We start from the raw sequence: 20,102 nt of genomic DNA, 5'->3' as shown, positions 1-20,102 counted from the left end.
CGGGCTATGGGTCAGAGGCTGGCGCGCGGCACGCTGAAGCGGAACTCGCTGCCCTTGCCCACTTCGCTGTGGGCTTCGATCTTGCCGCCGTGGGCGTGGATGATGCCCTGGGTGATGTACAGCCCCAGGCCGGTGCCGTTGGGGTTGCCTTCCTTCATGGTCCAGTAGCGGTCGAAAATGAATGGCAACTGGTCGGTGGGAATGCCCTCCCCGGAGTCGCGCACGCTGAACACGATCTGCTCGCCGTCGGACATCGCCACCACCCCGACCTTGCCCTGTTTGGGGGTGAACTTGATGGCGTTGCCCACCAGGTTCGACAGCACCTGGAACAGGCGCTCGGGGTCGGCGTTGATCCTGAGGTCCGGTTCGGCGTGGAAGCTGATGTCGATGGCCTTGTCCAGAGCCAGTGGCGCCAGCAATGAATAGGCCTCTTCGAACATCTGGCTGACGTCCAGCGGCTGCGGGGCGATGCTGTAGCGCCCGGCCTCGATCTTGGAGGTGTCCAGCAGGTCTTCCAACAGGTTGTTCATGCGGCTGGCGGCCTGCTGCATGGTGTCGATGGCCGAGGAAATGCGCCGTGAGGTATGCGGGCCATCGGAACTGAAGGCCTTCTGCATCATGCCGCAGAGCATGGAGATCACGGTCATCGGATTGCGCAGGTCGTGGGACACCACCGCCACCAGTTCGTCCCGGGCGCGCACGGCCTGTTGCTCGCGCAGCACCTGGCGCGCCAGGTCGTGCTCCAGGGCCGAGCGACGCAGGTCATTGGCGGCGAAGCGGTCGCCGTGGCTCCACTTGGTGGAGATCCCGGCCATCTCCACTTTCCAGATCTCGAACGAGGTGCGCGGCCGCAGGCGCAGGCCGGCGTCGGAGTTTTCCAGGTCCAGGGGCTTTTGCGGGTTGCCGCTCCAGTTGATGTTTTCCTTCACTTCCGGGCGGAACCACAGCACGCCGTTATCCACAGGCTTGGGCAGGGTCATGGCCAGGACCCCGCTGGCCACCTGTTGATAACTCGCCGCCGGCGGGTAGACGCTGGCCAGGTGATGGCTGGCGAACACCGCCTGCCCGGTGCCTTGCAGCCAGCGGTGCAGGGCGCGGATTTCGTCCTGGGGCGGGCAGTTACCGAAGCAGTGCAGTTGCTTGTCTTCGATGATTGCCACGCCACCGGCCTGGGTCAGGTCCAGCAGCAGTTGCGGCACCTGGGTCAGGCCGTCGAAGACGCTGTCGGGGGTGTCGCGCATGGCCTGGTCGAGGCTGGCCAGGGCGGTGACTTTCTCTTCCCGCTGGCGGCTGATATCCAGGGCTTCCATGGCGCTGATCTGCAACGACAGCACCTGGCCGATGGTCTGGCAGGCAATGCGCAGCTCGTGGGGCACCAGCAGCGGCTGGCGGTTGCCGCAACTGATCAGGCCCCAGAGCTGGTCGCCCTTGAGCAGGGAAATGCTCATGGAGGACAGCACGCCCATGTTCTTCATGTACTGGCAGTGGATCGGCGACACGCTGCGCAGGGTGGCGAAGCTCAGGTCCAGAGCCTGCTGAGTGTCCGGGCGCAGTGCCGGCAGCAGGGGTACCGGCTGGTAATCGGCGTTGGGGATGATCCGCAGCCAGTTGCTGCGGTACAGCTCGCGGGCTTGCTGGGGAATGTCCGAGGCCGGGAAGAACAGGCCATTGAACACTTCCATGGTGGGGCGGGTGGCTTCGGCGATCACCTGGCCGTGGCCTTCCTCTTCGAAGCGGTAGATCAGCACCCGGTCGTAGCCGGTCATCGCCTGGATTTCGCTGACGCTGATGGCGTACAGCTCATTCAGGGTCTTGGCCGTCTGCAAGCGCCGCAGCAGGCGCCCCAGGTTCTCGGTCTGCTCTTTCAGGTGCTGGGGCTGCAGGTGTTCGAGCTGGATTTCCAGCTCCAGCATCAGCACTCCCTGGTGGCGATGCAGCAAGCCTTCGAAGCGCGCGCCATTGACGGCCAGGTGCAGCGGTGGCGCATCGGACAAGCGCGGCAGTTGCAGCACCTCGCGGATGCGCTGGCCGTCGGTGTCTCCCAGCAGTTGCTCCAGGGGCTGGCCGAGGACCTGCGCGGCAGGCTGGCCCAGCAGGGCCTCGACGTTGGCGCTGATCTGCTGGATGCGCAGCTCCGGCTCCGACAGCGTCAGCAGCACGCCATGGGGCTGGATCGCCCCGGGGGAGCGGATTGGCTCATCGGCGCAGTTGGCCAGCAGTTGTTCGAAGGCTTGGGCGTCTTGTGGGGTCATAGCAGCACCTCGCGGCTGTCGAGCCAGTGCTCGAAACAGGCAAATGTGGATTGCGCGGCGCGGACCACTTGTTGTCGTGCGCTCGCGTCCTCGGGCATGCGCCCCAGGTAGTCGAGAAAGTCTTTCCAGCGCCGCCCGGTGGCGGCGCCATACACGTCGAGGAAAGCCCCGCCGTTATCCCCGTGCAGGTCCAGGCGCTGGGCCATTTCCCGGCGCAGGATCTGCCCGCCCAGGGTCGCGCCCTCCAGTACATAGAGGGCGCCCAGGCACGCGCCGGGGCTGGCCAGTGCGGGCAGATGGTCGCAGCGGGGCAGGGCGTCGATGCGCTCCGGGGCCAGGCCCAGGGCCTGCAGGTCGCCGGCCAGGGCCGGGGTCTTGCGGCGCTGCTCCGGGTCGTAGCCGGCAGGGATCAGGCCGCTGTCATGCAGGGCCGCCTCCAGGGGCTGATAGAAGCCGAAATAGGCCTGGATCAGGCGCTGGTACCAGGCCGCATCGAGGTGCTCGGAGAAGAACGGCAGGCGCTTTTCCAGGGCCACGTGCAAGGTCGCGGTGCCGGCGCGCAGGTCTTGAAGCAGGGTGGGGGCGGTGGTGTCTTGGTGCGGTTTGGGCATTCAGGGGTCAGGGGTCGCAACAGGTAATGGACGCGCCATGGGCGTCATCGAAAGCTGGGACCAGGCTGTAGTCCCTGCACTAGAGCCATCGCACAGAAAAATAAGAGCGTCACTCTACCTGTGCTTTTTGCACTGACGTACAGTTTTTGACGCACCATTGGTCGGCCAAGGGTAGTCGATCGATGACGTGTTGCTGTGTCTGACTGTGTTCAAGAGGCAGAAATTCCTTTTTCCGTCTCGCAGGTTCAGCGGTGAGGATCAGATCCAGACGTCGTTCTGGGCGGTGCGTTCGCCACCTTGGTCGCCGGTGTTGAGCACGCCCTTGGGTTCGATCAGCAGCAGTTTGACCTCCTGCTCGGCCCAGGGTTTGTGCTCGACGCCCTTGGGCACCACGAACATCTCGCCACTGCCGATGGCCACCCGGCCGTCACGGAAGTCGATGTACAACTGGCCGTCGAGCACGATGAAGGTTTCATCGGTGTCGGCGTGGGAGTGCCAGACGAATTCGCCCTGCAACTTGGAGATCTTGAACTGGTAGTCGTTCATCTCGGCGATCACCTTGGGGGTCCAGTGTTCGCTGAACAGGCCGAGTTTGCTGGCGAAGTTGATGCTCTGGTAGGCGTCTTGCGGGGCAGGGTTTTGCATGGTGTGGTCCACCTCAGTGATGAATGAGCGCTGAGGGTAAACAGCCAGGGGCTAGGGCTTCTTGAATGATCGTGTGTGGCCTCAGCGGCCGAGCATCTTCAGCCAGCGCGCCGGTGGCAGGCCGTAGGTCTGGCGAAACTGCCGGGTCATGTGGCTCTGGTCGGTGAAGCCGGCGATCAGTGCGGCGTTGGCCAGGGTCTGGCCCTGCACCAGCAGCGCGCGGACCAGGTCCAGGCGGCGCATGCTCAGGTATCGGTAGGGGCTGGTGCCGAACAGCAGGCGAAAATCCCGGGACAGGCTCCAGCGGTCGCGCCCACTGTGGGCCGCCAGTTCCTCCAGGGTCAGGGTGCGGTCCAGGGTGCTGTGGATGTATTCCCGGGCCCGCTCGGCCGCCACATAGTCGAAACGTTGCCGTGATTGGGCGACCCCGGAGACGCTGTTCAGGGCATGGGCCAGATCGAACAGGGCGTCTTCCTGTTCCAGCGGGTCCAGGGGGCTGTCGACCCCCCGCAGCAGGGCCTCGGTGGCGGCAAACAGCCGCGGGTCGTTGGACAGGCCGCCGGTAATGAAGGGCAGTGGCTGGCCGCCGAGGATCTGCTGGATCAGCGCCGGCTCGACATACAGCATGCGGTAGTGAAAGCCGTCGTGGGTGCCGGCCTCGCCGTCGTGGGCTTCGTCGGGGTGCAGGACCATGGTGGCGCCGGGCAGGCTGTGGCGCCAGCCGCCGCGGTACTGGAAGCTCTGCACCCCGTGCAGGGTGCGGCCGATGGCGTAGGTGTCATGGCGGTGCATGTCATAGCCATGGCCGGCGAAATACGCCTCGATGCGCTCCAGGCCCCGGGCGGGCGGCGCGCGGTGAACCCAGTCGGTGACAGCTGCGGGTTTGGCCATGGAACGGTCCTGATGGATGAAACCAAGGGCCGTACGTTAACTCAGGGGCGCGCTGGCTGTCTTGCCCCTCGGTTCTACGCCGTAGCGGTTCTGCCGGAAGAAGGGCGGCTTGCAGGAGGGTTCCGGCGCTGCACGATGGCTTGTTGCCTGAGCCGGGTTGCGAGGCCAATCGGCGGTTGCCTGGGCAGGCGCGAGTGGAGTAGCGTCGTTCCCCCGGACCCTCTTCATGGCCATCTGTTCCCATGTACGCCTCACACCTGGTTTACCTCGCCCCGTTGTTGTCGCTGGCCCTGCTCTGGAGCGTGGCGGTGATCACCCCCGGGCCGAACTTTTTCACCACTGCACAACTGGCGGCGGGCTGTTCGCGGCGCCATGGCCTGTTCGCCGCCCTGGGGGTGGCCAGCGGCACCGTGCTCTGGGGGCTGGCGGGAGGCTTGGGCATCAAATCGCTGTTCAGCGCGGTGCCGGCGCTGTTCGTGTTGTTCAAGGTTGCCGGTGGCTGTTACCTGATCTACCTGGGGCTCAAGCAGTTCAAGCGCAAGCCGGCCCTGGAGACCCCGACCACCGATGGCGCGAGCCATGCTGCGCGCAGCCTGTTCTCGGCCTACCGGCTGGGCTTTCTCGGCAACATGACCAACCCCAAGTCGGCGCTGTTCGTGGCCACCATTTTTGCCACGTCGATGCCGGCCTCCCCGCCACCTCTGCTACTGGGGCTGGCGGTGCTGACCATGGCCGGCCTGTCGCTGTCCTGGTACTGCTGCGTGGCGCTGTTTTTCGCCAGCAGCCGGGTGGCCGGGTTCTATGCCCGGGCCCGGCGCTGGCTGGACCGCCTGGCCGGTGGTTGCTATGTGCTGTTCGGCGGGCATCTGCTGGCCAATCGCTGAACGGCCGGTGCCTTGCGCCGGCCAGTATCCGCCCCCCAAAAAGGACGACCCGTCCCCGTATCAGGAGACTGAACATGGCTGTTGTTTTTCGCCCGGTGGCAGAGGCGGACATTCCGCGGATCTGCAGTTTCGTGGGCAATCCCCAGGAGCTGTATTTCTTCTTTCCCGCCGCCACCTGGCCGCTGACCCACGAGCAGTTGCGCGACTCCATCGCCCAGCGCAGCGACTCGACGGTGATCGAGCGTGACGGGCAGGTAGTGGGCTTTGCCAACTTCTACCGCTGGGCCAAGGGCGGCACCTGTACCATCGGCAATGTCATCGTCGACCCAGAGGTGCGCGGCGCGGGCCTGGCGGCGCAATTGATCGGGCAGATGATCCACATCGCCCACAGCAAGCACCAGGCCAGCGAGGTGACGCTGTCGTGCTTCAACAGCAACGTGGCGGGGTTGCTGCTCTATCCGAAGCTGGGCTTTGTGCCGTTCGCCATCGAAGAGCGCAAGAACAAGGAGCAGGAGCGAGTGGCGCTGATCCATTTGCGCTACAGCCCCCAGCTGAATTGAAGAACCGTCAGCAATCATTTTTTCAACGGGAAGCAGTCATGAGCAAGTTGCGGGTCGGGATTATTTTTGGTGGCCGTTCGGCCGAACACGAAGTGTCGCTGCAGTCGGCGCGCAATATCGTCGATGCCCTGGATCGCACGCGTTTCGAGCCGGTGCTGATCGGCATCGACAAACAGGGGCACTGGCACCTCAACGACACCTCGAACTTCCTGATCAACCAGGAAAACCCGGCGCTGATCGCCCTCAACCAGTCCAATCGCGAACTGGCGGTGGTGCCGGGCAAGGCCAGCCAGCAACTGGTGGAAACCTCCAGCCAGGAACTGCTGGGGCATGTCGATGTGATCTTCCCCATCGTCCACGGCACCCTGGGCGAAGACGGTTGCCTGCAGGGCCTGCTGCGCATGGCCGACCTGCCCTTTGTCGGCTCCGATGTGCTGGGCTCGGCGGTGTGCATGGACAAGGACATCAGCAAGCGCCTGCTGCGCGACGCCGGGCTGGCGGTGACCCCGTTCATCACCCTGACCCGGGCCACCCGTGCTCGCTACGGTTTTGCCTTGGCCCGGGAAACACTCGGCCTGCCGCTGTTCGTCAAGCCGGCCAACCAGGGTTCATCGGTGGGGGTGAGCAAGGTCGACAACGAGGCCGAATACGAGGCCGCGGTGGAACTGGCCCTGGGCTTCGATCACAAGGTGCTGGTGGAGTCGGCAGTGCGTGGGCGGGAAATCGAATGCGCGGTGCTGGGCAACGACCAGCCCATTGCCAGTGGTTGCGGCGAGATCGTGGTCAGCAACGGTTTCTATTCCTACGACAGCAAGTACATCGACGGGGAGGCGGCCCAGGTGCTGGTGCCGGCGGACATCAGCATTGAGCACAGCGAGCGCATTCGGGCCCTGGCCGTCGAGGCATTCCAGGTGCTGGGCTGCTCCGGGCTGGCTCGGGTCGATGTGTTTCTCACCGATGAGGGGGAGGTGCTGATCAACGAAATCAACTCGCTGCCGGGCTTCACCCGGATCAGCATGTACCCCAAACTTTGGCAGGCCACCGGCATGAGCTACAGCGAGCTGGTGAGCCGCCTGATCGAGCTGGCGCTGGAGCGTCACGCTGAACGGCAAGGGCTGAAAATCAACCGCTGAAGCGGATCATCGTGGTTAAGGACGTGACGAATGAGTTCGGCAACAGATGCATCGGTTTATCTTTTTTCCTACGGCACCCTGCAAGACAAGGCGGTGCAGATCGCCAACTTTGGCCGTGAGTTGAGTGGCAGCGCGGATGCCATGCTTGGCTACGAACAGAGCTGGGTGGAAATCACCGACCCCGAGGTGCTGGCGGCCAGCGGCAAGACCCATCATCCGATCCTGCGCCCGGGGGCGGCGGACAGCGCGCCGATTCCCGGCACCGTGTTCTGCATCACCCCCGAGGAGCTGGCAGCGGCCGACAGCTATGAAGTCTCGGACTACAAGCGGGTCAGCGTGACCCTGGCCTCGGGCATCCAGGCCTGGGTCTACGTCAGCGCCTGAGTCTTCGGCTCACTCCGGCGGCAGCATCACCCCGATGCACGCCAGGGCCAGCAGCACCGCCCCGAGCACGATGAACACATAGTTCAGCGGCGTGAAACGGGCGTTGCTGCGGCCTTCGGGATCTTTCGCGGCGGCATTCAGGCCGCGCTGGCCGAGCCAGGTGATCCACGCCAGTACCGGCAGCAGCGCCAGGCTGGCAATGTCGGTCACCGGGTAGCCGATATTCTTGCGCGACAGCGCGTCCACCACGTTGTTGATGATCACCCCCACCACAAACAGGGTTGCCAGTTCACCGGGCCGCCAGTCATGGCTGCGGCCGTCGCGCTTGAGCGTCGCATCGGCTTCGCGGTACAGCGCATGGGTGAAGAAGATCGCGAAGAAGGCCCGGGCCACCGGCCACAGCTCCTGGCCGCTGGCGTGCCTGAACTGATGCCAGTTCTTGTAGGCCCAGTACACCTGGTAGATGCCGAAGGTGAGGATGTACAGGGTCAGGAACTTGGCCTTGGACACCACGTAGAACGGCTGTTGCGCCGCTTCGGGCGAGGGGGCGACCAGATCCGCCTGGGGCGGGGCATAGAGGTTGTCAGACACGGGCACTCCTTGGGTTGGGCCTGAGAGGGGAGGCAACGTTAGCTCAGGTTGCTGGCCAAGAACCAGCAGGGGCTCGGTGGCCGAGCGGAACCGGGTTCAGGCCCGAGGTGGATCCGCCGGCCGAACGTAGTGAATATCCCATTCACTTTCACCCACCTGAACAAAACCCAGGCGTCGATAAAAACGATTCGAGTCACTGCCGCGCAACGCATCCAGGTGGATGGGTAGCTGCTCTTTGGCGGAGCGTTCCAAAAGCTGCTCCAGGGCCTTGGCGCCGAGGCCCCGCCCTTGGAATTGCGGTAAGACGTACAGGTGCTGCAGGCGCAGATGATCACCGTGTGATTGGCTCTGGATAAAGCCTGCGGGCTGTCCGTCACTGAGGATGAAGTGGCAGCGTTCGGCCGCGAAGCTTGCGGCAAAACGCTCCCGGGCCCGCTGCGGATCGAAGCGCCCCAGGCGCTCAAGGCTTTCGCGCATCGCCGCGATGCGCATCTGGACCAGGGTTTCCAGGTCGCTCAGGGAGGTTGGGAGTAGTGCACTCTCGAGGTTCATGTCCGGCCGATCCACGAGTACTGGAAGGCCTTGGCTTCACCCCGGTGCCCGCGTCGACGATAGCTGGCCAGGGCCGGGGTCGAGCAGTAGGTGCACAGCTCGCTGATTTCGATCTGTTCATCACTGATTCCAGCGGCGTGCAGCAAGTGCACGGCATAGCGGCTCAGGTCGAACCACAGGGAATCGGCCTGGGTCGGTTGCGGTGGCGGAATCTGCGGCGGCAGCAGCGGGGCCGGTTGCTCACGGCTCCAGGGGGCCTGTGCGGCCGGCCACAGCGGGTCCTGAGTGGCGGACAGGGTGTCGATGAAATCGGCGCTGACTTCATAGCAGCAGGGTTTGATCGATGGGCCGATGGCCACCCGCAATTGCTGTGGGGTGATGCCCTTGCTGGCGAAGTGTTGCAGCACATTGGCGATGATCCCGCCATGCAGGCCTTTCCAGCCGCCGTGCACTGCCGCGACCCAGGAACCGTCCTCGCTGCTGATCAGCAACGGCAGGCAATCGGCGGTGACCACTGCGATGGGCCGGCTGGAATGGGTGAGTACCGCATCGCCGCGGATGATTCCGCTGGGTAGCGTGGTACTGGCTTGCACCACCTCGCCGCTGTGGATCTGCGAGCAGAAGAACAGGTTGGCCGGCAGGGCGGCGCCGAGGGTCGAAAACCCATGACGGATGCCGGATATCTGGTTCAACACACCTGCCTGGAAACTCATCGGGCCTTCGCTCGGTAACCTGGGAATGGCTGCAGAGCATAGCGGTATCCGAGGTACTTTTGCTGACAGACAACGCTGGATAGGCCGGGGCAGACCAGCGGTAGCCTGCTGGTCTGCCCCTTCACCGGGCGTTTCAGGCGCTCAGCGGGATATACAGTTCCACCACGCTGTCCGGGTGCATGGGCCCCAGAAAGCGCTCGCCGGTGTACTCGAACTCCACCGCGTCGAGGGGCATCAGCCCGGCGGCGGGCAACCACTCGCTGTAGGCGGCGCGAAAGGTTTCCGGCAGGGTGGCCACGCTGCCGTGATGCTCGACTCGCGCGTAATGGCGGGCAGGGATTTCCAGCTCCACCATGCCGGGCACCAGGGGCGCGTCGGCGGCGACCGGCAGGCCGGCCACATAACGCCACTGGCCGTCTTCCAGGGGCTGGCAGATGCCATAGGTGCCCACCGGCTCGGCCAGGCGCTGGATCTCCTGTTCCCGAGGTTCGAAACGTTGCCAGAGCTCGGCGATGGTGCCCGGGTCGTCCTGCTGCCAGGCCATGCCGATGATCCGCTGCGGCGCCAGGAATACCTTCTGTGGTGTCTGCGCGGCTGGGAGTTGGCGCTGCGGCTGGGCCAGGTAGCGCTGCAGATGGCCCAGTACTTTCTGGCTGCGGGCGATCTCGCTTTGCAACTGCCGGGCATGCGCCTGCAGTGACTGCTGCATGTGCAGCACGCTGTCCAGGCCGCCCTGGTCCGCCAGAGTGCGGATGTCTTCCAGGGACATGCCCAACTGCCGCAGCCAGACGATGCGCCCCAGGGTCACGATCTGTTCCGGGCTGTAATAGCGGTAGCCGTTGTCCCGGCCGGTGAGGGCCGGGGTGAACAGGCCGATGCTGTCGTAATGGCGCAGGGTCTTGGTGATAAGGCCGTGGCAGCGGGCCATTTGTCCGATGGTGAGCATGGAGCGTCCTTGGTGTTGTTGGGCTGCCAGGCAGGTTGAGCCTTTACCCAAGGGCAAGCTCAAGTCCGGCAGCACGGCTCAGGACGATTTGATCGGCTTGATCAGGCTCTCGGCGGGAATGCCGAACAGCTGGTGCAGTTTCCAGATCATGGGCAGGGTCAGCGCGCGCTTGCCGTTGAGCACTTCATAGACGCGGTTGGTGCGGCCGATGGCCGGCGCCAGGTCGGCGGCGGACAAGCCGGATTGCTCCATGCGGAACTTGATCGCCTCGATCGGGTTGGGCAGGTCCAGGGGAAACTGCCTGGCCTCGTATGCCTGGATCAGGGTGATCATCACATCGAAGTAATCGCCTTCAGGTGTCCCGGGCTGCGGTTCGTTGTCGAACAGGGGCGAGACGCTTTTCAGTGCGGCGCGGTAGTCCTGGTCGGTGTGGATGGGGCGGATGTTCATGCGGGTTGCTCCATGTCTACGCTGTCGGCGTCAATGGCATCGTACTGCTGGTGGGTACCTACGAACTTGATGTACAGCGCGCCGAAGCGATAGGCCACGGCAACGATCAGTCGATACTCATTCCCCTTGATGTTGAAGACCACCCTGCGGCTTTTGAGAATGCTCGCGTTGCGATACTGGTCCTTGATCTGCGCAGGGTTGGACCACTCGGCTTTCCTTGCTTCATCGACCCAGGCCAGCAAGGGCTGTTCTGCGTCCGGGTACTTCTCCCAGAAGGCCTTCAACTGACTGACTGCAATAATTCTCATGGCGTGATCCTAGTCCCGTCCTGGGACTTAAACAAGTCGCTGAGTGCGTCAAGCGATGTACGGACAGATCGCTGGATCTGCCCGCGCAGGCGACGTTGGTTCAGGGACGATCAGGTCATGCAGAGAGCGTGGCGTGCACGTCGTCCATCAGTGCCTTGCCCATCTCTGCCAGGTAGTGTGCCGCCCAAGCATAGCGGTCGCACCGCGGCTCCATGGCGGCCTCCAGGGTGAATTGCTTTGCCAGATGCAACAGGGTCGAGGCGTGTTCCAGGGCGTCGTTGATCGGCACGTCGGCATTCACCCGAAACAGCGGATGCAGGTGCTCGCCGCACTGGGAAAAGCGGATTTCACCGAGGGTGGTCAGGGGCGATTGAGTGGTCATCGGGCACCTCCGGTTTTGTGTTGCGGGAGGTGTTGGAGAAACAGATTGCAGAAGCAGTTTATGGTCACGACCCCTTGATTCGAAGGACCGTCACCGTCTGCCGCCAAGCAGATCAGGGTGGCGGATTGCGCAGGATTGGCGGACCGGGAATCAAGGAACCGGCGAACCCGAAGGTTCTCCCACGCAACCCGCCATAACGCAGGTATGCGGGCGCAAAAAAAGCGCCTGCATGTGGGTGGGGCGCTGTTGCGCCTCGATTCTATCAGGCCGCCAAGCCTGTTCGCTGATTTTGCAGCGACGGTCGAACCATAGGTTGGAGTAGGGGGCGTCGCAACGGCATTACTGCGACATTTTGTGAACCAACCCTGTAGCCGCTGCCGCAGGCTGCGAACGACCGGAACGGTCGCAGCGATCTCCCAGGCGCCGAAGGCCCTTCGGTCCTTGTCGCAGCCTGCGGCAGCGGCTACAGAAAGCCCTGTTTCGCCATCTCACTGGTCGCCGCCCAACCCAGCCCCTGATACAGCGGCTTGCCAGCCTCGGTCGCATGCAGCACGGCAAAGCCCAGCCCGCGCTGGCTGAACTCGGCCTCCGCCAGTTTCATCAGCGCCGAAGCCAGGCCGCGGCGCCGGTAGGCCGGTTCGACGTAGACGTTGAGTACGTAGCCGCGCTGATCCTGGGTTGGATGGGAAGGGTGGGGCGGCCAGTCGATGCTCATCAGGCCGATGCTGGCCACGCTCTGCTCGGCGTCCATCAAGGCGAAGCCGTAGTAGCGACCGTCCTCCAGGCGTTCACGCAACCAGGGCCGAAAGTGCTCGGTCATCACCTGCAAGGTGGAGAGGTCCTTACCCGCATCGAGAAACATCGCCTGGCGATGGCGGCAGATCAGTTCAAGGTCCTGGGGCGTCAGGCGGCGTGGGCTCAGGCCCGGAATATCAAGGTCGGCTGCAATCTTGTTCATCGTCGGTTCCTCGGTGGACAGGGACGATGCTAGGGCAGATCCAAAGGTCGGATCAGACACAGACCGCCGCAAAATCTTGCATACAGAGCCCTCGTTCACCGCCCACAAAAAAGGGCCAGCCTCACGGCCAGCCCCTGGGTTCATCCGATTACTCTCAATCCCCCAGCGCTTCCCCTTCGCGCCGCGGGTCGGCGCCGCCGGCCCAGGAGGCCTTGCCCTGTGCATCACGCACGCGAACGATGGCCTGGGTACCGCTGGTCATGTCGATCTCGTTTACCTCATGTCCCTGAGCTTGCAGTGCCTGTTTCAGGGCCGGGCTGAACTGGCCCTTCTCCAGTTCGGTCGGCCCGTTGCGGCTGCCGAAGTTGGGCAGGCCGACGGCGGCTTGCGGGTCGAGGTTCCAGTCGAGCATGCCGACCACCGACTTGGCCACGTACTCGATGATCTGCGAGCCGCCGGGGGAGCCGACGCTGGCCAGCAGTTCGCCGCTGGCGCGGTCGAAGACCAGGGTTGGCGCCATGGACGAGCGCGGACGCTTGCCCGGTTGGACGCGGTTGGCCACCGGCTGGCCGTTTTCCTCGGGAATGAACGAGAAGTCGGTCATCTGGTTGTTGAGCATGAAGCCCTGGACCATCAGGTGCGAGCCGAAGGCCGCTTCCACCGTGGTGGTCATCGATACGGCGCCGCCCAGGTCATCCACTGCCACCACTTGCGAGGTGGAGATGCGCATTGGCGAACGGTCCGGTGCATAGGCCACCTGGATGCCCTGGGGCTTGCCCGGTTCGGCCTTGCCCATGCTGCGCTCGCCAATCAGTGCGGCACGCTTGGCCAGGTAGTCCGGGGCGATCAGGCCGGCCACCGGCACGGGCACAAAGTCGCTGTCGGCCACGTACAGGCCACGGTCGGCATAGGCCAGGCGCTCGGCTTCGGCAATCAGGTGCACCGCTTGTGGCGCTGGCTCCAGGCCGGCGGGCAGGTTGGTTTTCTGCGGCTTGAGGTTGGCCAGGGTGTAGCGCGGGTCGCGCTGTTCCAGGGCCTGCAGGGTGCCGAGTATCTGCGCCACCGCCACGCCGCCGGAGGAGGGCGGCGGCATGCCGCACACCTGCCAGCGCTTGTAGTCGCTGCACAGCGGCGCGCGTTCCTTGGCGCGGTAGCCTTGCAGGTCGTTGAGCGACAGGCTGCCGGGGTTGGCGTGGCCCTGGACCTTGGCGACGATTTCCGCGGCCACCGGGCCCTTGTACAGGGCATCCGGGCCTTCCTCGGCGATGCGTTTGAGCACCGCGGCCAGTGGTGGGTTTTTCAGCAAGGTGCCCACGGCTTTCGGCGTGCCGTCGGCATTCAGGAAGTACGCGGCCATGTCCGGCGAGCGTGCCAGGAAAGGATCGGCGCTGATCATGCTGTGCAGCCGTGGCGAGATGGCGAAGCCTTGCTCGGCCAGGCGGATCGCCGGTTCGAACAATTGCGCCCAGGGCAGGCGCCCGTGTTTCTGGTGGGCCATTTCCAGGGCCCGCAGCACGCCCGGGGTGCCGACCGAGCGTCCACCGATCTGCGCCTGGGGGAAGGCCATGGGCTTGCCGTCCGCCTGCAGGAAGAGCTTCTCGGTGGCGCCGGCCGGCGCGGTTTCCCGCCCGTCATAGGTGCGCACGGCCTTGCCGTCCCAGAGCACGATCATCGCGCCGCCGCCAATCCCCGAGGACTGCGGTTCCACCAGGGTCAGCACGGCCTGCATGGCAATCGCCGCGTCGATGGCCGAGCCGCCCTTGCGCAGCATTTCGCGCCCGGCCTCGGCGGCCAGCGGGTTGGCAGCGGCGGCCATGTGCTTGTCGGCATGGCGAGTCTGCATGTCGGTGCGGTAGCCCGAGGCGATTTCCGGGGCGGCAGGCAGAGCGTTGGAAGAAGGCGGGTTGTGGCAGGCGCCAAGGCTGAGGGCGGCAGCCAGCAGGCTGAGGCCGAGCAGTTGGCGGTGACGGGGAGGGAAGTTCGAGAACACGCGTTGAGCTCCGTTCACAGGGAAATGAGGGGTCGTCCGTGCGGGGGAATGTACAGCAGTGGCGCCGGCAGTTGGACCCGGATGTAGCCCTGGGCACGAGGCTGGAGGGGGCCATCTCCCCTGTACATGGGGTCGCAGGCAGTCTTTCACCCGGCCGTCGATTGATCTGAGTCAGGGCGGGAGGGGGGCGTTGGGTACAGGGTGAAACAAACTATAAGCCTGATGAGGGGACGTCATGCACCGTTGTAAGTGGTTACTTGTTTTCGGATTGCTGTTGGGGGGGGAGGTCAGGGGGGAAACGCCAAGCGAACCGATCCAGCCGGTACAGCCGGTGAAGATCACCGATGTGGCCAAGGTGGAGCTGGGCAAGCAGTTGTTCTTCGACCCGCGCCTGTCCAAGTCCGGTTTCATATCCTGCAACTCCTGCCACAACCTGAGCATGGGCGGCAGCGACAACCTGCCCACCTCCATTGGCCACAACTGGCACCAGGGGCCGATCAACTCGCCCACGGTGCTCAACTCCGGCATGAGCGTCGCGCAGTTCTGGGACGGCCGCGCGGCCACGCTTCAGGAACAGGCCGGTGGCCCCATCGCCAACCCGGGGGAGATGGGCTTCACCCATGACCTGGCGGTGGACGTGCTGCGTTCCATTCCCCAGTACCGGGCCTCCTTCAAGCAGGTCTACGGCGACGACGGCATCAAGTTTGACGACGTGACCAACGCCATCGCTGCGTTCGAAGAAACCCTGGTTACCCCCAATGCGCCGTTCGACCGCTGGCTCAAGGGCGACAAGGCGGCCATCAGCCCCTCCGCGCTCAAGGGCTATCAACTGTTCAAGTCCATCGGCTGCGTGGCTTGCCACAACGGCGAGGCGGTGGGCGGTGGCTCATTCCAGAAGATGGGCATGATCGAGCCCTATGTCACCCAGAACCCGGCCCAGGGCGTGGCCGGGCTGACCGGCAAGGATGCCGACCGCATGCTGTTCAAGGTGCCGACCCTGCGCAACGTGGCGCTGACCTATCCCTACTTCCACGACGGCGCCTACTGGAAGCTGGAAGAGGCGGTGGACGTGATGGCCCGTCTGCAACTGGGACGCAAGCTGGGTACCGAGGAGGTCAGCCAGATCGTGGCCTTCCTTGAAACCCTGACCGGTGACCAGCCGGACTTCAAGCTGCCGATCCTGCCGCCGTCCTCGGCGCAGACACCGCATCCGCAGCCGTTCAACTGAGCAAAAAAAACCGCAGCCTGCTGCGGTTTTTCAAGCCCCACGTGCTGGGTCAGCCCTGCTTGGCCCCAGTGGCACAATTGAACCGGTCATCGATGGGTGCTTGGCGAGCGGGTTCGAAGTAGCCAGGTGTACGAGTGCTATCGGTGCGTTGCCAGCGTTGTGGGTAAGACAGCATCGAGTAGGGCGAGTGGTCCTTGAGCGTCTCGTAGTTCAAGGACAGGTCGATCTGTGCGGCGCCGTGCAGGAGGGGGCCTTCGATCGAAAGGACGGAGCCGGTCAGCCAGGTTCGCTCAGGGCTTTCCAGGTACCTGGGCGCGGTGATGCGCAGCCAGGTACGCCCGGCATCCTGGGAAAAGTACAGGCGCGGCAAGCCGGCCCCGCCCTTGCTGAAGCCCGGTCCTTGGGCAATCGGAATCACCAGGTAATTGGAGTTGGCAGCATCGATCATCAAGTGCGAACCACGGCCATGCACGGTGATGCCGTTGAATGAGCCAAAGGGTGCAACCGGGGTGTGGATGCCGAGCCGGGTGTCGGTGTAGTGCACCATGTCGCCACTGCTGGCGATGACCGGCGAGGAACCGTTGCAGAGCTTGAAGGTGGTCCGGTCGATCTCGAAAAAGCGTGATGAATCGATGCGGTAGATGACCCGGCCGGGCAGGTACTGGATCGGCTCGGGAGCGCTGCAGGCCCCAAGTACCCCGCACGAGATCAGTAACAGCAGCTTCCTTGCCCACATGAGAAAACGACTCCTTGTTCCTGCCTGAATGCAGGGGCTGGCGTTTATGACATCCCTGGGGGCTTGGCGCAACACTGGCCATGGCGGGCCAGCGTTGCGCTGATGTTGCGGCGCCCTCTCAGGGCTTCATCTGCCAGGCCGTCGAGCTGGCCGCGGCCTTGAACTTGGCCCGATTTTCCGGAGTCGCCGGCGGTTCGGAGTCGCCGAAGATCGCCTTCAGCCAATGGCCATCGGTGGGGTTGGGGAAGAGGATGAACTTGCGGCCGAACTGCTCCTTGTCCTCGGTCATCAGGCTGCTGCGCTGCTTGACGTCGGCCACGTAGTACTTGCGTTTGAAGTCGTTGAGGTTGTCGCCCAGCATCAGCACCACGTTGTGGTCCTTGGCGATCTCCTGCTGCCGCGGCTCCTTGTTGGAGCTGTCGCGGTACACCGTCAGGTGCTGCTCATCGGCATAGGGCAGCTGGTTCTTGCGCAGGTTGGCCAGGGCGTATTCGTAGGTCTTTTCGCCCTGGTCGCGGCTGGTGACGTAGAACACTTCGACACCCTTGGACTGGGCGTACTTGAGGAACTCCACGGCGCCCGGGGTGGCCACCGGGCCATTGTCGGCGACCCATTTGTCCCAGGCCTCGTCGTCGAAGAACTCCTTGCCCGAATTGATCATGTAGCCCCAGTAGCTGTTGCTGCTGAGCACGGTGTCGTCAACGTCGCTGATGATCGCCAGTGGCCGCTCGCCGGCCTTGTGTTCCTGCAGGGCGCGGTCCAGTTGCAGGCGGGCGATGTTGAAGCCCTGGTAGTACAGCGCCTCGAATTCGGCGGCGGTTTGCTTCCAGGCCACGGCGGCGGTCAGCAGGTTGGAGGGCGGGGTAGGAGCCTGCTCGGCGAAGGTCGGGGTACAGGTGATTGCCAGGAGCGAGAACAGCCAGGGAGCGACCGCGGTTCGGGTGATTTTTGTTTTCATTTTCGAGCCCTTGAAGTGAGGATTGCGCAGCTCTCACAAACACTGCCGGAGTGTTCTATCCCAGCCAGTGGCGGTGCTCAATGCGGGTGTCGCGTTTGTGGATCAATGCGGCGTAATCCCCGGTACTTTTTCGCGGGCATAAAAAAACGGCCTACCTTGCGGTAAGCCGTTTTTAGTACTTGGTGGCTACACAGGGACTTGAACCCCGGACCCCAGCATTATGAATGCTATGCTCTAACCAACTGAGCTATGTAGCCAAGTGGCGCGCATTATTCGCTCGGAACGACAATGCGTCAAGCGTTTTTATAAAAAAATTATCTACGCTATCAACCGTTTATCCCTTCCCCCCGAAAATCAGTGGCGATGGGCAGCGCTGGAACCAGCGGCTGGCCTGTTCGTAGGCGTGGGCCAGTTGCAGGACGGCGAAGTCGGCCTGGTGTCGGCCGATGATCTGCAAGCCCATGGGCAGGCCGTTGGCATTGAAGCCGGCCTGCACGCTGGCCACCGGGCAGCCGGACAAGGTGCCGGGAATCACCACCTCCATCCAGCGGTGGTAGGTGTCCATGGCCACGCCTTCGATGTTGCGCGGCCAGGGTATGTTCTTGTCGAAGGGGAAGACCTGGGCGCTGGGCAGCAGCAGGTAGTCGAAGCGTTCGAACAGTTTTGAAATGGCGCGGTACCAGTCGCTGCGGATCACCGAGGCTTCGAACACCTGGCTGGCGCAGAGCTTGAGGCCGTTCTCCACTTCCCAGATGGCTTCCGTCTTGAGTTGTGAGCGCTTATGCGGGTCGGCATAGGCGCCGCCCAGGGACCCGGCGACCATCCAGTGGCGCAGGGTGCGCCAGCTGCTCCACAGGCGCTCGGGGGCGAAGTCGGGGCTGGCGGGTTCTACGCTGCAGCCCAGGCTGCGGAAATCGCCCAAGGCCTTTTCGCAGAGCTCCAGCAGGCCCTTTTCCATTGGCAGGTAGCCGTTGAAGTCCCCCAGCCAACCCAGGCGCGCACCCTTGAAGTCGCGCTCCAGCGGGGCGGCGAAGCCCTGGCCGGACTCGGCGATGGACAGCGGCGCCCGCGCATCGCCCCCGGCCTGCACCGACAGCAGCAGGGCCGCGTCGCGCACGCTGCGGGCCATGGGGCCTTCGTAGCCGAGCTGGTCGATGAACAGGTCGCTGCTGTCGTCGAAGGGCACCCGGCCCTGGGACGGGCGGAAGCCGAAGATGTTGTTGAAAGCCGCCGGGTTGCGCAGCGAACCCATCATGTCGCTGCCGTCGGCCACCGGTACCAGGTGCAGGGCCAGGGCTGCGGCGGCGCCGCCACTGCTGCCGCCGGCGGTCTTGCTCGGGTCATAGGCACAGCCGGTGGCGCCGAACAGCGGGTTGTAGGTCTGGGAGCCGAGGCCGAATTCCGGGGTGTTGCTCTTGCCGATCAGGATCGCCCCGGCGGCCTTGATCCGTTCCACCATGATGCCGTCGCGCTCTGGGATGAAATCCCGGTACAGCGGCGAACCCAGGGTGGTGCGGATGCCCCGGGTCAGGGACAGGTCCTTGATCGCGTGGGGCAGGCCGTGCATCCAGCCGCGATATTCGCCACGGGCCAGTTCGGCGTCGCGCCGGTCGGCCTCGGCCAGCAGGGCTTCGGCCGGTTGCAGGCTGACCAGGGCATTGACCAGGGGGTTGTAGTGCTCGATGTGGGCAAGGTAGGTCTGCATCACTTCCCGGCAGGAAACCTGACGCAGGCGGATACGCTCGGCGAGTTCATGGGCCTGAAGCAGGACCAGTTCGCTGGGGGGCTTGGCGATCATGGCAGGAGGGCCTTTCAAACGGCTTTAGAAACGCCCCGGCATCCAGGCCGGGGCGGCAAGTCAACGCTGCTCAGCGCATCAGGTTGGTCCACAGGCGGTCGGCAAGGCGGATTGCGCCTTCGCCGCAGGTCTGGCTGAAGACCACCTTGGTACCCTCGGGAATGTGCAGCTCGGGAGCATCCTTCAACCCGGCGTCGAGGAAGGGTTCGACGCCCTTGATCGGGCTCTGGTGCTTGAGGAAGTTCTGGGTCATGGCGGCGTTATCAGGCTGGCTGAGGAAGGCGATGAAGGCCTTGGCGTTCGCCGGGTTCTTGCTGCCCTTGGGGATGACCATGTTGTCCACCCAGGCCAGCACGCCTTCTTTCGGGTAGAGATATTTCAGGCCGGGCTTCATCTCCCGGGCGCGCATCGACGAGCCGCCCCAGAACATCGACATGTCGATTTCCCCGGCCGCCAGGTTCTCGCGGATCGCCCCGGCCTTGGAGCTGTAGGTCTTGACGAAGGGCTTCTGCGTCTTGAGCAGGCCAAGGATCTGCTGCATCTGCTTGGGGTCTTCGCTGCACAGTGGAATGTTCAGGTACAGGCTGGCCATGTCGATCACTTCGCTCACCGAGTCGAACATGTTGATCCGCCCCTGCAGCTCCGCTGGCGGCTCGTAGAGCACCTTGTAGCTGTCGCTCGGGCCTTTGTAGCGTTCGCCGTTGAGCACCACGCTGGTGGTGCCCCAGATGAAGGGCACCGAGTAGGCGCCTTCCGGGTCCCAGGTCGGGTTCTTCAGGTTGTCGACCACGCTGGCGTAATAGGGCTGCTTGGCCGGGTCGAAGCGCTCCAGCAACTGCTCCTTGATCAGGATCGGGATGAACTGGTGGGACGGGATCGCCACGTCATAACCGGTGCCGCCCTGTTTCAGCTTGGCCAGCAGGGTTTCGTTGGAGTCGTAGGAGTCCACCGTGACCTCGATACCGGTCTGCTTCTGGAACTTGGCGAGAATTTCCGGCGAAAAGTAGCCGCTCCAGCTCACGACGTTGAGTTTCTCGGCGGCCTGCACCGCCAGTGGCAGGCTCAGCAACAACGAGGTACCCAGGCTTGCGATCAACTTGCTCATGTCATTTCCCCAAGGTCAGTGGAAGGT

At 64.1% G+C, this 20,102-nt stretch carries 22 protein-coding genes and 1 tRNA gene; 5 read left to right on the top strand and 18 right to left on the bottom strand.

The window, feature by feature from the left end:
* Positions 1 to 11: 11 nt before the first annotated feature.
* The 4 genes from BLS75_RS12560 to BLS75_RS12545 all read right to left on the bottom strand — a co-directional run bounded on the left by BLS75_RS12560 (position 12) and on the right by BLS75_RS12545 (position 4,399).
* Positions 12 to 2,252 (bottom strand): ATP-binding protein, encoded by a 2,241-nt coding sequence (locus tag BLS75_RS12560; RefSeq protein ID WP_072450960.1) that lies wholly within the window; start codon positions 2,250 to 2,252, stop codon positions 12 to 14.
* Complete coding sequence (locus BLS75_RS12555; RefSeq protein ID WP_072450959.1) at positions 2,249 to 2,863, bottom strand: biliverdin-producing heme oxygenase; 615 nt, start codon at positions 2,861 to 2,863, stop codon at positions 2,249 to 2,251. The genes BLS75_RS12560 and BLS75_RS12555 overlap by 4 nt, the downstream gene beginning before the upstream one ends.
* Positions 2,864 to 3,121: 258 nt before the next feature.
* Positions 3,122 to 3,508: a cupin domain-containing protein gene (locus BLS75_RS12550; protein ID WP_011063440.1), complete on the bottom strand. Its 387-nt coding sequence runs from the start codon at positions 3,506 to 3,508 to the stop codon at positions 3,122 to 3,124.
* A gap of 81 nt (positions 3,509 to 3,589) precedes the next feature.
* Complete coding sequence (locus BLS75_RS12545) at positions 3,590 to 4,399, bottom strand: AraC family transcriptional regulator (RefSeq protein WP_072450958.1); 810 nt, start codon at positions 4,397 to 4,399, stop codon at positions 3,590 to 3,592.
* Between the two features lie 242 nt (positions 4,400 to 4,641).
* Here BLS75_RS12545 and BLS75_RS12540 point away from each other — a divergent pair, with 242 nt between their 5' ends.
* The 4 genes from BLS75_RS12540 to BLS75_RS12525 all read left to right on the top strand — a co-directional run bounded on the left by BLS75_RS12540 (position 4,642) and on the right by BLS75_RS12525 (position 7,360).
* Complete coding sequence (locus BLS75_RS12540; protein WP_072450957.1) at positions 4,642 to 5,283, top strand: LysE family translocator; 642 nt, start codon at positions 4,642 to 4,644, stop codon at positions 5,281 to 5,283.
* 74 nt (positions 5,284 to 5,357) lie between these two features.
* Positions 5,358 to 5,843, top strand: coding sequence for a GNAT family N-acetyltransferase (locus BLS75_RS12535; RefSeq protein ID WP_072450956.1), 486 nt, complete (start codon positions 5,358 to 5,360; stop codon positions 5,841 to 5,843).
* Between the two features lie 38 nt (positions 5,844 to 5,881).
* Positions 5,882 to 6,976: a D-alanine--D-alanine ligase gene (gene ddlA, locus BLS75_RS12530; protein ID WP_065365173.1), complete on the top strand. Its 1,095-nt coding sequence runs from the start codon at positions 5,882 to 5,884 to the stop codon at positions 6,974 to 6,976.
* A gap of 30 nt (positions 6,977 to 7,006) precedes the next feature.
* Positions 7,007 to 7,360 (top strand): gamma-glutamylcyclotransferase family protein, encoded by a 354-nt coding sequence (locus tag BLS75_RS12525; protein ID WP_011063435.1) that lies wholly within the window; start codon positions 7,007 to 7,009, stop codon positions 7,358 to 7,360.
* Positions 7,361 to 7,369: 9 nt separating this feature from the next.
* Here BLS75_RS12525 and BLS75_RS12520 read toward each other — a convergent pair whose 3' ends face one another.
* From BLS75_RS12520 to ggt, 9 genes are all read right to left on the bottom strand, one after another.
* Positions 7,370 to 7,951, bottom strand: a complete 582-nt coding sequence (locus BLS75_RS12520) for a membrane protein (protein WP_019093550.1) — start codon at positions 7,949 to 7,951, stop codon at positions 7,370 to 7,372.
* Positions 7,952 to 8,047: 96 nt separating this feature from the next.
* Entirely contained in the window at positions 8,048 to 8,503 is a 456-nt protein-coding gene (locus BLS75_RS12515) for a GNAT family N-acetyltransferase (RefSeq protein WP_072450955.1), read from the bottom strand.
* Positions 8,500 to 9,216, bottom strand: a complete 717-nt coding sequence (locus BLS75_RS12510; RefSeq protein WP_011063432.1) for a purine nucleoside phosphorylase YfiH/LACC1 family protein — start codon at positions 9,214 to 9,216, stop codon at positions 8,500 to 8,502. Before BLS75_RS12510 ends, BLS75_RS12515 begins: the two co-directional genes overlap by 4 nt.
* 133 nt (positions 9,217 to 9,349) lie before the next feature.
* On the bottom strand, positions 9,350 to 10,162 hold the full coding sequence (locus tag BLS75_RS12505) for a MerR family transcriptional regulator (RefSeq protein ID WP_072450954.1): 813 nt from the start codon (positions 10,160 to 10,162) through the stop codon (positions 9,350 to 9,352).
* Between the two features lie 78 nt (positions 10,163 to 10,240).
* Entirely contained in the window at positions 10,241 to 10,612 is a 372-nt protein-coding gene (locus tag BLS75_RS12500; protein ID WP_011063430.1) for a helix-turn-helix domain-containing protein, read from the bottom strand.
* Entirely contained in the window at positions 10,609 to 10,920 is a 312-nt protein-coding gene (locus tag BLS75_RS12495; protein WP_072450953.1) for a type II toxin-antitoxin system HigB family toxin, read from the bottom strand. The genes BLS75_RS12500 and BLS75_RS12495 overlap by 4 nt, the downstream gene beginning before the upstream one ends.
* A gap of 115 nt (positions 10,921 to 11,035) precedes the next feature.
* Positions 11,036 to 11,302, bottom strand: a complete 267-nt coding sequence (locus BLS75_RS12490; protein WP_072442483.1) for a DUF3077 domain-containing protein — start codon at positions 11,300 to 11,302, stop codon at positions 11,036 to 11,038.
* Between the two features lie 463 nt (positions 11,303 to 11,765).
* Complete coding sequence (locus tag BLS75_RS12485) at positions 11,766 to 12,260, bottom strand: GNAT family N-acetyltransferase (RefSeq protein ID WP_072450952.1); 495 nt, start codon at positions 12,258 to 12,260, stop codon at positions 11,766 to 11,768.
* A gap of 154 nt (positions 12,261 to 12,414) precedes the next feature.
* Positions 12,415 to 14,250 (bottom strand): gamma-glutamyltransferase, encoded by a 1,836-nt coding sequence (ggt, locus tag BLS75_RS12480; protein WP_072450951.1) that lies wholly within the window; start codon positions 14,248 to 14,250, stop codon positions 12,415 to 12,417.
* Positions 14,251 to 14,581: 331 nt separating this feature from the next.
* On the opposite strand from ggt, the gene BLS75_RS12475 reads away from it, so the two are divergent.
* Positions 14,582 to 15,478 (top strand): cytochrome-c peroxidase, encoded by an 897-nt coding sequence (locus BLS75_RS12475; RefSeq protein WP_275656354.1) that lies wholly within the window; start codon positions 14,582 to 14,584, stop codon positions 15,476 to 15,478.
* A gap of 49 nt (positions 15,479 to 15,527) precedes the next feature.
* On the opposite strand, the gene BLS75_RS12470 is transcribed toward BLS75_RS12475, so the two are convergent.
* From BLS75_RS12470 to BLS75_RS12450, 5 genes are all read right to left on the bottom strand, one after another.
* Positions 15,528 to 16,214 (bottom strand): T6SS immunity protein Tli3 family protein, encoded by a 687-nt coding sequence (locus tag BLS75_RS12470; protein ID WP_072450949.1) that lies wholly within the window; start codon positions 16,212 to 16,214, stop codon positions 15,528 to 15,530.
* A gap of 118 nt (positions 16,215 to 16,332) precedes the next feature.
* Entirely contained in the window at positions 16,333 to 17,172 is an 840-nt protein-coding gene (locus tag BLS75_RS12465; protein WP_065365183.1) for a 5'-nucleotidase, lipoprotein e(P4) family, read from the bottom strand.
* Positions 17,173 to 17,352: 180 nt separating this feature from the next.
* Positions 17,353 to 17,429 (bottom strand) — tRNA-Met (locus BLS75_RS12460).
* A gap of 77 nt (positions 17,430 to 17,506) precedes the next feature.
* Positions 17,507 to 18,970 carry an amidase gene (locus BLS75_RS12455; RefSeq protein ID WP_072450948.1) on the bottom strand — a complete coding sequence of 488 codons (1,464 nt, stop codon included), beginning with the start codon at positions 18,968 to 18,970 and terminating at the stop codon, positions 17,507 to 17,509.
* Between the two features lie 70 nt (positions 18,971 to 19,040).
* Positions 19,041 to 20,075, bottom strand: a complete 1,035-nt coding sequence (locus BLS75_RS12450) for an ABC transporter substrate-binding protein (RefSeq protein ID WP_072450947.1) — start codon at positions 20,073 to 20,075, stop codon at positions 19,041 to 19,043.
* Between the last annotated feature and the right edge of the window lie 27 nt (positions 20,076 to 20,102).

Origin of the sequence: Pseudomonas sp. NFPP12, assembly GCF_900103205.1 — a bacterium.
GTDB lineage: Bacteria > Pseudomonadota > Gammaproteobacteria > Pseudomonadales > Pseudomonadaceae > Aquipseudomonas > Aquipseudomonas protegens.
The sequence above is the reverse complement of the archived record's forward strand: the minus strand, read 5'-3'. Positions and strand labels throughout refer to the sequence as shown.

What these genes read in the sequence shown, in the direction of transcription:
- BLS75_RS12560 (WP_072450960.1), bottom strand. Translation starts at nt 2,252, where the DNA reads ATGACCCCACAAGACGCCCAAGCCTTCGAACAACTGCTGGCCAACTGC.
- BLS75_RS12555 (WP_072450959.1), bottom strand. Translation starts at nt 2,863, where the DNA reads ATGCCCAAACCGCACCAAGACACCACCGCCCCCACCCTGCTTCAAGAC.
- BLS75_RS12550 (WP_011063440.1), bottom strand. Translation starts at nt 3,508, where the DNA reads ATGCAAAACCCTGCCCCGCAAGACGCCTACCAGAGCATCAACTTCGCC.
- BLS75_RS12545 (WP_072450958.1), bottom strand. Translation starts at nt 4,399, where the DNA reads ATGGCCAAACCCGCAGCTGTCACCGACTGGGTTCACCGCGCGCCGCCC.
- BLS75_RS12540 (WP_072450957.1), top strand. Translation starts at nt 4,642, where the DNA reads ATGTACGCCTCACACCTGGTTTACCTCGCCCCGTTGTTGTCGCTGGCC.
- BLS75_RS12535 (WP_072450956.1), top strand. Translation starts at nt 5,358, where the DNA reads ATGGCTGTTGTTTTTCGCCCGGTGGCAGAGGCGGACATTCCGCGGATC.
- ddlA (WP_065365173.1), top strand. Translation starts at nt 5,882, where the DNA reads ATGAGCAAGTTGCGGGTCGGGATTATTTTTGGTGGCCGTTCGGCCGAA.
- BLS75_RS12525 (WP_011063435.1), top strand. Translation starts at nt 7,007, where the DNA reads ATGAGTTCGGCAACAGATGCATCGGTTTATCTTTTTTCCTACGGCACC.
- BLS75_RS12515 (WP_072450955.1), bottom strand. Translation starts at nt 8,503, where the DNA reads ATGAACCTCGAGAGTGCACTACTCCCAACCTCCCTGAGCGACCTGGAA.
- BLS75_RS12510 (WP_011063432.1), bottom strand. Translation starts at nt 9,216, where the DNA reads ATGAGTTTCCAGGCAGGTGTGTTGAACCAGATATCCGGCATCCGTCAT.
- BLS75_RS12505 (WP_072450954.1), bottom strand. Translation starts at nt 10,162, where the DNA reads ATGCTCACCATCGGACAAATGGCCCGCTGCCACGGCCTTATCACCAAG.
- BLS75_RS12500 (WP_011063430.1), bottom strand. Translation starts at nt 10,612, where the DNA reads ATGAACATCCGCCCCATCCACACCGACCAGGACTACCGCGCCGCACTG.
- BLS75_RS12495 (WP_072450953.1), bottom strand. Translation starts at nt 10,920, where the DNA reads ATGAGAATTATTGCAGTCAGTCAGTTGAAGGCCTTCTGGGAGAAGTAC.
- BLS75_RS12490 (WP_072442483.1), bottom strand. Translation starts at nt 11,302, where the DNA reads ATGACCACTCAATCGCCCCTGACCACCCTCGGTGAAATCCGCTTTTCC.
- BLS75_RS12485 (WP_072450952.1), bottom strand. Translation starts at nt 12,260, where the DNA reads ATGAACAAGATTGCAGCCGACCTTGATATTCCGGGCCTGAGCCCACGC.
- BLS75_RS12470 (WP_072450949.1), bottom strand. Translation starts at nt 16,214, where the DNA reads ATGTGGGCAAGGAAGCTGCTGTTACTGATCTCGTGCGGGGTACTTGGG.
- BLS75_RS12465 (WP_065365183.1), bottom strand. Translation starts at nt 17,172, where the DNA reads ATGAAAACAAAAATCACCCGAACCGCGGTCGCTCCCTGGCTGTTCTCG.
- BLS75_RS12455 (WP_072450948.1), bottom strand. Translation starts at nt 18,970, where the DNA reads ATGATCGCCAAGCCCCCCAGCGAACTGGTCCTGCTTCAGGCCCATGAA.
- BLS75_RS12450 (WP_072450947.1), bottom strand. Translation starts at nt 20,075, where the DNA reads ATGAGCAAGTTGATCGCAAGCCTGGGTACCTCGTTGTTGCTGAGCCTG.